Below are 13,946 nucleotides of genomic sequence, written 5' to 3'. Positions count from 1 at the left end.
AAATTGGAACAAAAAAAACTCTTAATTATTACCTATTATTTTCCACCAGCTGGAGGACCAGGTGTACAGCGTTGGTTAAAATTTGTAAAGTATTTACCCGAATTTGGCATAAAGCCGATAGTTTATGTTCCTGAAAACCCAACCTATCCAATTGTTGATGAAGGTCTGGTTAATGAGATTTCCGATAAAGTAGTAGTCCTTAAAAACAGAATTTGGGAGCCCTATCAGCTGGCTTCTGTTTTTTCAAAGAATAAAACAAAGAAAATTAGTTCGGGAATTTTTCCACATAAGAAGAAACAAACCTTTTTAGACAAAACTTTTCTTTGGGTTCGTGGTAATTTGTTTATTCCGGATGCCCGTGTTTTTTGGGTAAAACCGTCAGTGGCTTATCTTGAGAAATACATCAAGGAGAATGATATTGATACGATTGTTACTTCGGGGCCGCCACATAGTCTACATTTAATAGGTCTGGAATTAAAAGAAAAATTAAATGTAAAATGGTTTGCTGATTTTCGTGATCCATGGACTACAATTGGATATCATAAAGCTTTGCGTTTGTCGGGTTATGCCGCCAAAAAGCATAAAAACCTCGAACATAAAGTACTCAACAGTGCCGATACCATTATTGTCACAAGTAAAACAACAAAAGTAGAGTTTGAGGCCATTACCAACAAGCCAATTTCAGTGATTACCAATGGTTATGACATCGAAAATGTAGAGAAACAAACATTAGATACAAAATTTACGTTGGCACATATCGGATCTTTTTTATCCGATCGAAATCCTCGATTTTTATGGGAATGTCTCGTAGAACTGCTTCAGGAAGTTCCTGAGTTTAAATCACATTTAGAAATCAAATTAATTGGAGCAGTAAGTCAGGAAGTATTGGATGCTATCACTGAATTTGATTTGAAAAATTATTTGAATCTTTTAGGATACGTTTCGCATCATGAAGCGATAGCACACCAAAAGAAATCACAGGTTTTGCTTTTAATCGAAATTAATTCCGAAGATACCAAAAGTATAATTCCGGGTAAGTTATTCGAATATATGGTGTCCAATCGACCAATAATAGCCATCGGACCTCAGGGTTCTGATTTTGCCGATATTATAAAAGAAACCAATACGGGAGTATTTTTTGATTATTCTGAAAAAGCGAAGTTAAAAAGTGTAATTTTGGGCTTTTATAATCAGTTTTTAGAAGGGAAACTACAGGCCAATGGTGTTGGTTTACAACAATATTCCAGAAAGAATCTAACCAAGCAATTAGCACAGTTGATTAACTAAGCTAATCTGCAATCTAAAATCTAAAATCAGAAATCTAAAAATGGGTATTGTTTTAAATCAGTCTTTCAAGAATACAATTATCACTTATATAGGTTTCGGTATTGGAGCCATCAATACACTTTATTTGTATCCGGTTTTTTTGGGTGCAACCTTTTATGGCTTAACTAATTATGTGACTTCTTGCGCCAATGTGATTATGCCTTTATTTGCGATTGGGATGCAAAATACTTTGGTTAAATTTTATTCGCAATATCAAACTGAGGAAGAAAAATCCCGTTTTCTATCCTTTACGGTTTTATTTCCTTTGTTATTAATAATCCCGCTTTTACTGATAGGTCTTGTTTTTTATGATGAGATTCTGTTTTTTTTGTCAAAAAAGAATGCGATTGTTAGAAGCTATATATGGTTAATACCTTTTATTGGATTGTGCATGGCCTATTTTGAGATTTTTTATGCCTGGTTGCGGGTAAATATGCATTCCGTTTTTGGAAATTTTGTAAAGGAAGTGGGGCTGCGATTATTTTCATTATTTCTATTAATAGGTGTTTATTATAATTGGCTTAGCGTTGAAGGTTTTGTGTATGCGACGGCAATTTTATATTTTTTGGCATTCCTGATAACCATGTTATATGCATTTAGTATTCAGAAGCCAACTTTTCAGTTTACAATACCTGCAAATACAAAAGATATACTGGTATATACTTTTTATATTATTTTATCCGGAAGTGTTGCTAATTTGCTTTTGGATGGGGATAAAATGATATTAAATCAATATATGCAGATAGAAAATATCGCTTTCTATTCTGTTGCTACCTATATTGCACTGGTTATTTCGGTTCCAAGCCGCGCTATGCATCAGATTGTATATCCAATTACAGCAAAATTAATGCATGATAACAAACATGATGAGTTGAATCAACTTTACAAAAAAACGTCAATTAACCTACAGATTGTGGGTGGCTTTGTAATGCTTTGCATATTTGTAAATATCGGTCAGTTATACGAGTTGGTTCCAAAAGAATATAGTGGTGGAATTGCAGTTGTATTTATGATTGGCTTGTCTAAATACTTTGATTTAATTTTAGGAAACAATAATGCGATCATTTTTAATACTAAATATTACCGTATGGTGTTGTATTTAGGATTAATGCTGGTTGCGTTGACCGTAATTTTAAACATGATTTTTATTCCAATTTTTGGAATTTTCGGATCTGCTTTTGCTACTTTATTATCCATTACCTTATATAGTTTGGCAAAACTGCTTTTTGTGGTGAAAAGGCTTCATTTGTATCCTTTTACTATTCAGACAATATATTCGATGTTAATTACATTTGCATTGTTTTTATTGTTTTACTTTTGGGAATTCCCTTTTTATCAATTGGTTAGTATTGCTTTAAAGTCAATTTTAGTAACCATTTTATATGTTTATTTAAATTATAAATTTGCGATTTCTCCTGATATCAATAAAGTAATCGATACTATATTAAAAAAGATAGGAATTAAAATTTAGTAGATTTCTAAAAAGGGAGTAAAAGTAATTTTAATTTGAAACTGTTTTGTCTCTATATTTGTTAGAAAAGATAACTAACTTATTGCTGACAGTATATGAAAAATAAAATAGTTTGTTTTTTAGCACTTTTTATGACTTTGTTTTCTTCTCTGGCTTTTGCTCAGAAGGACAGTTCTCAAACATCGAAAACGACTGTTAAAGAAGTAAAATCAAAAGGATATCCCGTAAAACCGTTTAAAGACACACTTTTTTATGTCTACAATAAAGTAGGTTCTTTTTCGCCCGAAAACAGAGCAAATGCAATTGCAGAAAAGATCAGAAAATTATACGAGGATTCATTCTTTATAGCTGATTCGATTTCGGTTGTACCTTCAGATATTTCTCAGGACATTGTTTATAAGAATGATTTTGTCATCATGTCTGTTTTAGATGCAGATGCAAAAGCGGAGAATCAAACAGCAGATTTCATCGCAAAGCGAAATTTACACCTGATCAAACGAGCGATTCTGTATCAGAATGACAATTACTCCATGCTTCCAAAAAGATTGGGGTATACAGCATTACTGGTTTTAATTATTGGATTTGTTTTGTACTTTGTTGGTAAAGTATTCAGCAGGGTAAAGCTGTACATCCTAAAAAATAGCGACCGACACTTTAAAGGATTCAAGTATAATAATATTAATATTCTCTCACCTCAAAAGCAGCAGTTTTTACTCATGCGATTGTATAGTGCTATTAAAGTAATAACACTTATTTTAATAGTATATCTTTCATTACCATTATTGTTCAGTATTTTTCCTGCTACCGAAGCTTATACAACTACTTTGCTGCGTTGGATTCTTTCGCCTGCAAAACTTGCGGTAATGGGATTTGTGGGGTTTCTGCCAAGTTTAGTCACTATAGTGGTTATCATTGTCATTTTTAAATATTCCATAAGAGTGATCAAGTTCTTTTTTGATGAGATAAAAAAGGAGAATATTAAAATTGATGGTTTTTACAGCGATTGGGCAATGCCTACTTTTAACATCATTCGTTTTCTGATGCTTGCTTTCATGCTGGTGGTTATATTTCCGTATTTGCCAGGGTCAGATTCTCCAATATTTAAAGGTGTTTCGGTATTTGTAGGGGTTTTGTTTTCTTTGGGTTCTTCTAATGCGATTGCTAATATGGTGGCGGGTTTGGTAATTACCTATATGCGTCCGTTTAAGATTGGTGATTTTATAAAAATTGGTGATGTTAGCGGAGAGGTTATTGAAAAAACGGCTTTGGTAACCCGTGTCAGAACACCTAAATTTGAAGATATTACGATTCCTAATGCAACTGTTTTATCAAGTACTTCGACTAATTATTCAGCCAATACAAAACATGCCAATAATGGTTTATTGATTCATACTACCGTTACGATTGGGTATGATGTGCCGTATAAAGACATTTATAAAGCATTGATTGAAGCTGCTCTAAAAACGGAAATGGTAGAGCAGACACCAAGTCCTTTTGTTTTGCAAACGAGTCTGGATGATTTTTATGTTTCGTATCAGATCAACGTTTACACTAAAGAACCTACGAAACAGCCCAGGATTTATTCGTCTTTGCATCAAAACATTCAGGATTCGTTTAATGCTGCCGGAATAGAAATTATGTCTCCACATTACGGAGCACTTCGCGATGGTAATGCGACGACAATTCCTGCAAATTATCTGAACAATGACTATCAAGCACCTCCTTTTAATGTTAAGAATAAAGGGTAAAGCTTTGAATTTCTGTAGGTAATCTTGAAATTTTAACAGTCTTTTGTTTTGTGGTTTATTTTATAAAAATTAACTTTAGCTAAGAATATGGCAACACTTTTTGTTATAGGGTAAAAATATCTTATGAAAAGCTGACAATAAAAGTACATGTTATAGTGTTTATTTTAATTAGAATGTTTTTTAGGAATTTATAATAGTGAGGTAATTGTAGTAGTATTTGGATTAATTTTTAAGGAATTATTATGAAGAACGGCCAACTCAGTCAAGAACAAAGCTTACAAGTATTTTCTAGTATGATATCAAGTAAAGTTAATAGTGGGTTTATACTCGAAGAAAGGAACGATGAATTGCTATTCGCGGTTTTGAGTAAAGGCGGAAAAGTAGTAAATCACAGTTTAAACTTTACGATTTTTTGCCTTACCCTCGGATTGTGGTCGTTTGCATGGCTTTATCTGACTATAGAAGCCACCAAGCAAAAGAAAATATTAGTTGCCATTGACGAAGATGGTTTTCCTTTTGAAGAAAAATGTTTAGTGGCATAACAGCTTAGATATGAAATAAAAAATCCAAATCTCAATTGTAATATTGAGGTTTGGATTTTTTATATTGAAATTTTTGTTAAGGTTAAAGTTTGTCTTTCAAGTACACTCCAGTAACCGATTCTTTTACTTTTACAATATCTTCGGGAGTTCCTGCGGCTAGTAGATGACCGCCATTTTCGCCACCTTCCGGTCCCAAATCAATAATCCAGTCGGCACATTTTATGAGGTCAAGATTGTGTTCAATGACAATTATAGAATGTCCTTTTTCGATTAAGGCATCAAAGGAAGTCATTAATTTTTTAATGTCATGAAAATGTAAGCCGGTTGTTGGCTCATCAAAAACAAATAAGGCTTTATCTTTTGTAGCTCCTTTGACTAAAAAAGAAGCCAGTTTAATACGCTGTGCTTCACCGCCCGAAAGAGTAGAAGAGGATTGTCCTAACTGTACATATCCTAAGCCTACATCCTGCAAGGGCTGTAACTTCTGAGTAATTTTGGATTGTTTATTCTTGTCGAAAAAAGCAATTGCATCATCAATGGTCATCGTAAGAATATCGTTGATGTTTTTTTCATCGAAATTAATCTCTAGAATTTCTTTTTTGAAACGTTTTCCTCCACAGGTTTCACACGGTAGTGAAACATCGGCCATAAAGACCATCTCGACATTTATTGAGCCTTCTCCTTTGCAAGTTTCGCAACGGCCGCCATCGACGTTAAAAGAGAAGTGTTTGGCCTGATATCCTCTTACTTTGGAGAGTTTTTCTTTAGCATACAAGTCCCGAATATCATCGTAGGCTTTGATATAAGTTACCGGATTGGATCTTGAACTTCTTCCAATTGGGTTCTGATCGACATATTCGATATGTTTGATTTGCGAAAACGAACCTTTTAGTTCACTAAACTGACCTGCTTTTTCCGCAGCACTGTCCAGTTTTTTCTGCATGGCCGGGAACAGTATCTTTTTAATCAATGTACTTTTTCCGCTTCCGGAAACTCCGGTAATGACCGTTAAAACGTCTAATGGAAAAGTGACATTAATATTCTTTAAGTTGTTCTCTCTTGCTCCTACAATGTCAATATGGTTTTTGAATTTACGTCTTCTTTTCGGAACAGAAATTTCTAAATCACCGTTCAGATATTGGGCGGTTAGTGAATCTGATTTCAAGATTTCTTTATATGTACCCTGAGCGACCAGTTTTCCACCAAATGTACCCGCTTCGGGACCAATATCAATAATCATATCGGCGGCTTTCATAATATCTTCGTCGTGCTCAACTACGATTACCGTATTGCCCAGATCACGAAGTGACAATAGAACTTTAATTAACCTTTCAGAATCTTTTGGGTGCAGACCAATACTGGGTTCATCCAGAATGTACATTGATCCAACTAGGCTGCTTCCCAAAGAAGTAGCAAGATTGATACGTTGCGACTCACCGCCTGAAAGTGTTGCCGAATTTCGATTTAAAGTCAGGTAATCTAAACCAACTTCAGTTAAAAAAGACAAACGATTGTTGATTTCGACCATTAATCGTTTTGCAATTTGCTGTTCGTAAACATTTAGATCAATGTTCTTGAAAAAAGTTACTAAATGTTTGATGGGCAAATCGACTAAATCTGAGACTGTTTTACCGTTTATTTTTACATAAGATGCTTCTTCGCGCAGGCGTTTGCCACGGCAGGCATGGCATTTTGTTTTTCCACGGTAGCGGGACAACATTACGCGGTTTTGGATTTTATAGTTTTTCTCTTCAAGTTCTTTAAAAAAATCATTTAGACCTTGAAAATATTGGTTTCCTTTCCAGATTAGATCTTTCTGTTCTTCTGAAAGTTCGAAGAAAGGTTTGTGAATAGGAAAATCAAATTTATAAGCATGTTTGACCAGTTCGTCTTTGTACCAGCTCATACTTTCACCTCTCCAGGGGTAAATGGCGCTTTCGAAAACGGACAGAGAAGTATTTGGAATCACCAAATCAGCATCGATGCCAATAATATTTCCGTAGCCTTCACAAACCGGACAGGCTCCGTAGGGGTTGTTGAAACTGAATAAATGAACGTTAGGCTCTAAAAAAGTAATTCCGTCAAGCTCAAAATTATTCGAGTAAGAGAATTTTTTATCGGAGTTCAGTTCTTGTAAAAAACAAATGCCTTTTCCTTCAAAAAAAGCGGTCTGTACTGCATCGGCGAGGCGATTGTAGAATTCTTCTTCCTCTTTAACCACAATTCGGTCAATAATGAGCAGTATATCTTTATTGTCTAACTGATGAATGTCTGAAGATGTAAAATCATCCAGACGAACCATTTCATTATGAACTAAAATACGAGCAAAACCTTGCTGAAGCAGTACTTTCAGTTTGTCTTCCAATTGTCTGCCTTCTTCAAGATGAATAGGGGCAAGGAGGAGCCATTTACTGTCCAATTCTAAAGTTTTTACATCGGCAATCACATCTGTTACCGTATTTTTCTTTACTTCCTGACCTGAAACAGGTGAATAGGTACGACCAATTCGGGCATAAAGCAATTTCATATAATCGTAAATCTCTGTTGAAGTCCCCACAGTAGAACGCGCATTGGTGGTGTTAACCTTTTGCTCAATTGCAATGGCAGGCGCAATACCTTTAATGTATTCTACTTTTGGCTTGTCCAGACGCCCCAAAAACTGACGCGCATACGAAGATAAGCTTTCGACATAACGACGCTGCCCTTCGGCATACAAGGTATCGAATGCAAGACTCGACTTACCTGATCCTGAAAGGCCTGTAATAACAACTAGTTTATTTCGGGGTATTGCTACATCTACATTTTTTAAATTATGTACCTGTGCGCCTTTAATGATAATATTATGTTTTGGGTCGAGTGTCGAAAGATCAATTTGCATAAAAAAAGTCAATTTCTACAAAAGTAATCAATTTTGATTGCAATTTTGTCAATCAGATTGTTCCAAATTCTAACAGAATTCAGATGTACAAAATCAAAAGATTTAGAATTCAAAACTGATCAGATCGATGTGAGAGAAATAATAAAGGCAATTTGAGAAAAAATTAGCGATAGAATTTTCTTTCTAAATTAATAAAAAAAAAACATGTGAAATATATGTAATTACTTGTTTGTTAGGTTTTTAGGTGTTGTTATTTGAGTTAAAAGAGTATTGGATTAGGGGTGTTTTTGCCTGAGATAGAACAAAAACGAAGTGTGTCCTGCAATAATTAACAATTTATTGTTAATTATTCGCCTTTTTGTTTGCTTTTTAAAATATTAATTTGTTAAATTTGATCAAAATATTAACACTAGTCCATAACCCAAAAGCCACGCCTATAAAATAAAACTACTTTTTATAAAATTACTCCAAATTTTAAATAGAAACTAAAAAAGTAGTATTATGGCTGATGTGCATATTCCTGACGCTCTATTGGTAAAAAATTATGTTGAAGGCAACGAAAATGCCCTTGCAACATTAATTAAAAGGCACGAGTCTAAGATATATGGATTTATATATTCAAAGATTGCGGATAGAGATATTTCAAATGATATTTTTCAAGACACTTTCATTGAGTTAATCAAAACCTTAAAAAGTGGTTCCTATAATGAAGAAGGTAAATTTCTGCCTTGGGTGATGCGTATTTCCCATAATCTGATTGTGGATCACTTTCGTAAAACCAAAAAAATGCCAATGTACAGAGAAACAGAAGAGTTTTCGATATTCTCTGTCATGTCTGATGATTCTTTGACTATTGAGAATAAAATGATTTTTGATCAGGTCGAGGTTGATTTAAAAAGAATCATCGAAGAGTTGCCGGAAGATCAGAAAGAGGTGTTGGTGATGCGTATGTATCAGGATATGAGTTTTAAGGAAATTTCAGAGCTTACAGATGTGAGTATCAATACAGCATTAGGAAGAATGCGGTATGCTTTGATGAATTTGAGAAAAATAATTGATAAACATCAAATTATTTTAACCAATTAATACTAATTTAGGTATTGCTTCGTTATACTAGTATAAAACGTTTTGATGGTATGGCGAAAATTTACTCTAAAAAGGCATTAGCTTCTAAAGATTTAAAACCAAAAAAAGAAGTTATTTCTTTTTTACTTAGTTATTCACAAGCCTTGAAAGTTGTGAAAATTGAAGATAAGAGTTTTGAAATTATAGCTAATTAAACAGCCCACTACATTTGTCGGATGTTTGTTTCGAAAGAAAAAACCAGATGGTCGTTCTGGTTAAAAGCTCACTATTTGCATGTAAAGGCAGGTAGTGAGTTTTTTTTTTGTTCAGTTGGTCCGTGGCAAAGAATGGGAGGAATTCTTTTGAGTTTGAAATCAGTAATTTTTTACAAAACCTAACTTACAGTAAGGGTCAGATATTCAGGTTGTAAAGCTTTGTATTTTGGCTTGTGTCTTTTGATTGATGTAAAAAGAAGCCTTCAGATTTTGGTCGGGTATTTTGTTAAATTTCTGTGTTTTGTTTGAATTTCATTTATTTATTTTATATTTAGCTTTATTATAGTTAAAAAGCGGATTTTTATTCAATGAATTTGCTCTATATAGATGATTTGTGTATTAAAAAACTTTCAATATATAGAAAAGTTCATTTAAGAGGATTCTTTTATAAGTCTAACCAAAAACCAAAAAATTGATGAAGAAAAACTACCCACACTTTGTTTCGTTTGTTGTTTCTGCTGGTATTTTGTAAAGAATAGCAAGAATGATGAGTTGTTGTCAGGTGTCTAAGCGGATGTAGTATTAATCTTTACTGCCTTCGTTTGGATGTTTTTGATAGTGTCTCATTGGATTACCCTAAAATCTATTAAACAACTAAACCAAACCGAAAATGAAAAAGAATCTAAAAATAGTATCATTATTCCTAATGATAAGTATTGGAGTGTTTGCTCAAAAAGAAGAATTAAAAGAGGCACAATCTTATTATGCTAAAGGGAAAAACCAGGAAGCATTAGCCGTTTTAAAAAAAATAGAATATCAAATATTAAATGCACCGGACGAGGTAAAGACGGATTATTTTTTTACAAAAGGTAATGTTTATAAGGATCTCGCAACAAAAAATGTCGATGCTGCAAGTAATTTTGCATTGGCATCAGCAGCCTATCAGGATGTGTTATTGTATGAAAACGAATCCCGAAATTATAAGTATGCTTTTAAAGCGAGTTCTGCGTTGAAAGAAATGAAGTTTAAATTGGTTGATGGTGCTTATAATGATTATAAAATTGGAAAATTTAAGGAAAGTGCCGATAAGAGTTACGAAGTATATTTGTTTGATAAAAAAGATACTTTAAACTTGTTTAATGCGGCCTCTTCTTCTTTGGCAGGTAAGGATTATAACGCTGCCATAAAGTATTTTGAGGAGCTGAAAAAAATAAACTATTCCGGAAAAGGGATGGTTTTTTATGCTACAAATAAAAAAACAAAACAGGAAGAAGTATTTATTTCGATGAGTGCAAGAGAATCTAGTATTAATGAAGGTTTATATGAAAAACCAAGAAATTTTAATCCGCCTTCTAAGAAAGAAGAGATTCTGGTTTCTTTAGGCTTTTCTTATCTTGAGAGAAATGATTTTCGCAATGCGGAGAAATATTATGAAGATGGATTAAAAATCAATCAGGATTGTTTAACCTGTTGCTTAAATCTGGCTTATGTTAAAGTGCAGTTTAGAAAAGAAATTCAGGATCAGATGTCATCATTGGGGACCAGTGCCAATGAAATGAAACAATTTGATAAATTAGATGCTCAGAAAGACGAAGTGGTAAAAAGTGCCATTCCGTATCTTAAAAAAGCACTGGTGATTGAGCCTAAAAATGAAAATGCTGTAAAATCGCTCTTAGGTATTTACAGATCGTTGAATATGACAAAAGAATACAATGCTCTTAAAGGAAGCATGTAAAAATAATAGGGAAGCTGCTAAACTTTCTTTTTAGCAGCTTCTTCTAATATCGATTTTTTACCAACAGTTCGGGTAATAATATCTTTTTCTAAATCCCATCCTCTTGCTGGGGAATATTCACGTCCATACCAGATAATCTGTAGGTGCAGGTCATTCCATAATTCTTTAGGAAATAATCTTTTAGCATCTTTTTCCGTCTGTACTACATTTTTTCCGTTTGAAAGATTCCATCGGTACATTAATCGGTGGATGTGTGTGTCAACTGGAAAGGCAGGAACACCAAAAGCCTGTGACATCACTACACTTGCTGTTTTATGTCCAACTGCCGGCAAAGCTTCCAAAGCTTCAAAATCTTGTGGAACTTCACCATTGTGTTTGTCAATCAAAATATGTGATAATCCATGAATTCCTTTAGATTTCATTGGAGATAAACCGCAAGGGCGAATGATTTCTTTAATTTCTTCAACCGACATTTTAATCATGTCATACGGATTATCTGCTTTTGCGAAAAGTATAGGGGTAATTTGGTTTACACGAACATCAGTGCATTGTGCCGAAAGTAAAACTGCAATTAATAAGGTGTAAGGGTCTTTATGGTCTAATGGTACAGGTATAGTGGGGTAGAGTTCTTTTAACGTATTTATAACAAATGTTACTCGAGCTTCTTTATTCATTTCCGTAAATTTAATCCCGTAAAAATAGTATTATTTTAATTGTGAATTGTAAAATGTACATTGTAAAATGTGATAGGTGAATGGTTGATTGTGGGGAATGAATTATTTTTAAGTTGCAATCGAACAATCGAATAGTCTAATAATCGAATAATCGAATAATCTAAGAAGTCCAACAATCTAATAATCTAAATAAATGGTAACATTACAAAAAGGCGATAAAGCACCAAATTTCTCAGGAGTAGATCAGGATGGGAAAACACATAAACTGGCAGATTACGTCGGAAAGAAATTGGTCGTTTTCTTTTATCCAAAGGCAAGTACTCCCGGATGTACAGCTGAGGCTTGTGATTTAAGAGATAATTTTGAGCGTTTTAAAGCGAATAATTACGAACTCCTGGGTGTTAGTGCTGACAGTCAGAAAGCACAGTTAAAATTTAAAGATAAGTACGAGTTTCCTTTTCCGTTATTGGCAGACGAAGATAAATCTGTAATTAATGCGTTTGGGGTTTGGGGGCCTAAGAAGTTTATGGGGAAAGAGTATGACGGAATCCACAGAACCACTTTTGTAATAGACGAAAACGGAATTATTGACGAGGTAATCGAAAAAGTGAAAACGAAAGAACACACTGCACAGATTTTGAAGTAAAAAAGAGTCTCAGTTTTCAGTCTCAGTCTCAGTCTCACTTTTCAAGTTTTAGTATACAGTGTAATAACTGCGACTGTAAACTGCGACTGCAAACTAAAAAAAGTCCCCAAAAAGAAAATTTCTTGTTGGGGACTTTTTTTTAGGTATTCTGCTCCAGTTCTTTCTGCGGATGGTATCCGAAAAGATGGTGTTCTTTGATGATTTCGGCAATACCGGTTGGAAGCATATGTTCCCATCCTGTTTTTCCCTGATTGATCATTTTTAGTACCTCACGAGAGAAAACTTCTAAGTTATGCGGATCATAATCTGCGATATCAATTACTTTTCCGTTGAATTTAAAGAATTTATACAATTCTTTCATTCTTGGGTGTACTTTTAAGTTGTTTGAGTTCATTAAAACGCCATTTTCATCCAACATTGGATATAAGAAAACTTTCATATCTCTGTAGAATAGTTTTCCAAAGGCTTCTAAGATTCCACCACTTAAATGACGGTAGTATTTCTCGTCAAAAATATCGACTAAATTGTTAACTCCCATGGCTAGTCCCATACGGGCTTTGGTGTAATTAGCAAAATATTCTACTACTTTATAATACTCCTGGAAATTTGAAATCATTACAGTTTGCCCCAGAGAGCAAAGTAATTCGGCTCTGTCCATAAAGTCACGCTCGTCAATTTCGCCATCAGAACGTAAGTTAGAAAGTGTAATTTCGAAAATAACCAGTGTATTGTCTTTTTCTACTTTGTTTTCTTCCAAAAACATCTTAAGCGACTTCTCATACATGTCCATGTTTACTTTTGTAACCGGACGGAAACTTCCTCTTAAAGCAAGAAGATTTTTTTTGTATAAAATAGCTGCTGGTAATATGTTTTTACCTTCCGGATTGAACATTACGGCATCAGTCATTCCGTTTTTAACCAGCTGCAAACTCATTAAACGATTGTCAACATGAGCAAAACGAGGCCCTGAGAAGTTAATGGTGTCGATTTCCAGTTGGTCTTTGTCTAAGTGATCGTATAAATAACGAAGTAATCGTTTTGGATCGTTGTATTTGTAAAAAGCACCATAAATTAGGTTAACTCCTAAAATTCCAAGTGTTTCCTGTTGTAGTCTGGCATCAGTTTCTTTAAAACGAATGTGTAGAATAATTTCGTTGTATGCTTCATCCGGTTCAATTTGATAGCGGATTCCTACCCAGCCATGACCTTTAAATTGTTTAGCGAAATCTATGGTAGCAACAGTGTTGGCATAACTAAAGAAAAGCTTTGTTGGATGTTTTTCTCTGCTTAATCGTTCTTCGATGATTTGCCCTTCATGGGTAAGCATTTTTTTTAACCGTTCCTCAGTTACATAACGTCCATCGTTTTCAGCTCCATAAACGGCATCACTAAAATCTTTGTCATAGGCAGACATCGCTTTTGCAATTGTTCCCGATGAACCTCCGGATCTGAAAAAATGCCTTACCGTTTCTTGTCCGGCGCCTATTTCAGCAAATGTCCCGTAAATATTCTCGTTTAAATTAATGCGTAATGCTTTGTCTTTTATAGAAGGAATCTGTTCGATGACCCTGTCACCTTTGAGTTTTATTTCTGTACCCATTTTATTTTAAATAGATTTGTTACAAAGTTAGTAAATTAGCCTTCTA

General features: G+C 34.1%; 11 protein-coding genes. 8 read left to right on the top strand and 3 right to left on the bottom strand.

What is annotated here, in order from left to right:
- Window positions 1-3 precede the first annotated feature (3 nt).
- From JO950_RS06030 to JO950_RS06015, 4 genes are all read left to right on the top strand, one after another.
- Window positions 4-1,287: a glycosyltransferase family 4 protein gene (locus JO950_RS06030; RefSeq protein WP_202701822.1), complete on the top strand. Its 1,284-nt coding sequence runs from the start codon at window positions 4-6 to the stop codon at window positions 1,285-1,287.
- Between the two features lie 40 nt (window positions 1,288-1,327).
- On the top strand, window positions 1,328-2,797 hold the full coding sequence (locus JO950_RS06025; RefSeq protein WP_202701821.1) for a lipopolysaccharide biosynthesis protein: 1,470 nt from the start codon (window positions 1,328-1,330) through the stop codon (window positions 2,795-2,797).
- Window positions 2,798-2,892: 95 nt separating this feature from the next.
- Window positions 2,893-4,545: a mechanosensitive ion channel family protein gene (locus JO950_RS06020; protein WP_202701820.1), complete on the top strand. Its 1,653-nt coding sequence runs from the start codon at window positions 2,893-2,895 to the stop codon at window positions 4,543-4,545.
- Between the two features lie 293 nt (window positions 4,546-4,838).
- Window positions 4,839-5,087, top strand: coding sequence for a hypothetical protein (locus tag JO950_RS06015; protein ID WP_230000439.1), 249 nt, complete (start codon window positions 4,839-4,841; stop codon window positions 5,085-5,087).
- A gap of 82 nt (window positions 5,088-5,169) precedes the next feature.
- Here the strand turns inward: JO950_RS06015 and uvrA are convergent, their stop codons facing one another.
- Entirely contained in the window at window positions 5,170-7,965 is a 2,796-nt protein-coding gene (uvrA, locus tag JO950_RS06010) for an excinuclease ABC subunit UvrA (RefSeq protein WP_202701818.1), read from the bottom strand.
- A gap of 501 nt (window positions 7,966-8,466) precedes the next feature.
- Between uvrA and JO950_RS06005 the strand changes: the two genes are divergently transcribed.
- From JO950_RS06005 to JO950_RS05995, 3 genes are all read left to right on the top strand, one after another.
- Window positions 8,467-9,051 (top strand): RNA polymerase sigma factor, encoded by a 585-nt coding sequence (locus JO950_RS06005; RefSeq protein WP_202701817.1) that lies wholly within the window; start codon window positions 8,467-8,469, stop codon window positions 9,049-9,051.
- Between the two features lie 50 nt (window positions 9,052-9,101).
- On the top strand, window positions 9,102-9,245 hold the full coding sequence (locus tag JO950_RS06000) for a hypothetical protein (RefSeq protein WP_017498746.1): 144 nt from the start codon (window positions 9,102-9,104) through the stop codon (window positions 9,243-9,245).
- A gap of 670 nt (window positions 9,246-9,915) precedes the next feature.
- On the top strand, window positions 9,916-10,980 hold the full coding sequence (locus JO950_RS05995) for a tetratricopeptide repeat protein (protein ID WP_202701816.1): 1,065 nt from the start codon (window positions 9,916-9,918) through the stop codon (window positions 10,978-10,980).
- 17 nt (window positions 10,981-10,997) lie between these two features.
- On the opposite strand, the gene nth is transcribed toward JO950_RS05995, so the two are convergent.
- Entirely contained in the window at window positions 10,998-11,654 is a 657-nt protein-coding gene (gene nth, locus JO950_RS05990) for an endonuclease III (RefSeq protein WP_017498748.1), read from the bottom strand.
- A gap of 193 nt (window positions 11,655-11,847) precedes the next feature.
- On the opposite strand from nth, the gene bcp reads away from it, so the two are divergent.
- Window positions 11,848-12,300, top strand: coding sequence for a thioredoxin-dependent thiol peroxidase (gene bcp / locus JO950_RS05985; protein WP_202701815.1), 453 nt, complete (start codon window positions 11,848-11,850; stop codon window positions 12,298-12,300).
- A gap of 139 nt (window positions 12,301-12,439) precedes the next feature.
- On the opposite strand, the gene JO950_RS05980 is transcribed toward bcp, so the two are convergent.
- A complete protein-coding gene (locus JO950_RS05980) occupies window positions 12,440-13,900 on the bottom strand; it encodes a TonB-dependent receptor (protein ID WP_017498819.1) in 1,461 nt (486 codons plus the stop codon).
- Window positions 13,901-13,946: the final 46 nt, after the last annotated feature.

Source organism: Flavobacterium sp. UGB4466 (genome assembly GCF_903469665.1).
Classification (GTDB): Bacteria; Bacteroidota; Bacteroidia; order Flavobacteriales; family Flavobacteriaceae; genus Flavobacterium; species Flavobacterium lipolyticum.
The sequence above is the reverse complement of the archived record's forward strand: the minus strand, read 5'-3'. Positions and strand labels throughout refer to the sequence as shown.

Excerpts from the sequence above, each read along its gene's own strand:
- JO950_RS06025 (WP_202701821.1), top strand. The coding sequence starts at position 1,328 with ATGGGTATTGTTTTAAATCAGTCTTTCAAGAATACAATTATCACTTAT.
- JO950_RS06005 (WP_202701817.1), top strand. The coding sequence starts at position 8,467 with ATGGCTGATGTGCATATTCCTGACGCTCTATTGGTAAAAAATTATGTT.
- bcp (WP_202701815.1), top strand. The coding sequence starts at position 11,848 with ATGGTAACATTACAAAAAGGCGATAAAGCACCAAATTTCTCAGGAGTA.
- uvrA (WP_202701818.1), bottom strand. The coding sequence starts at position 7,965 with ATGCAAATTGATCTTTCGACACTCGACCCAAAACATAATATTATCATT.
- JO950_RS06020 (WP_202701820.1), top strand. The coding sequence starts at position 2,893 with ATGAAAAATAAAATAGTTTGTTTTTTAGCACTTTTTATGACTTTGTTT.
- JO950_RS06015 (WP_230000439.1), top strand. The coding sequence starts at position 4,839 with ATGATATCAAGTAAAGTTAATAGTGGGTTTATACTCGAAGAAAGGAAC.
- JO950_RS05980 (WP_017498819.1), bottom strand. The coding sequence starts at position 13,900 with ATGGGTACAGAAATAAAACTCAAAGGTGACAGGGTCATCGAACAGATT.
- JO950_RS06000 (WP_017498746.1), top strand. The coding sequence starts at position 9,102 with ATGGCGAAAATTTACTCTAAAAAGGCATTAGCTTCTAAAGATTTAAAA.
- JO950_RS05995 (WP_202701816.1), top strand. The coding sequence starts at position 9,916 with ATGAAAAAGAATCTAAAAATAGTATCATTATTCCTAATGATAAGTATT.
- nth (WP_017498748.1), bottom strand. The coding sequence starts at position 11,654 with ATGAATAAAGAAGCTCGAGTAACATTTGTTATAAATACGTTAAAAGAA.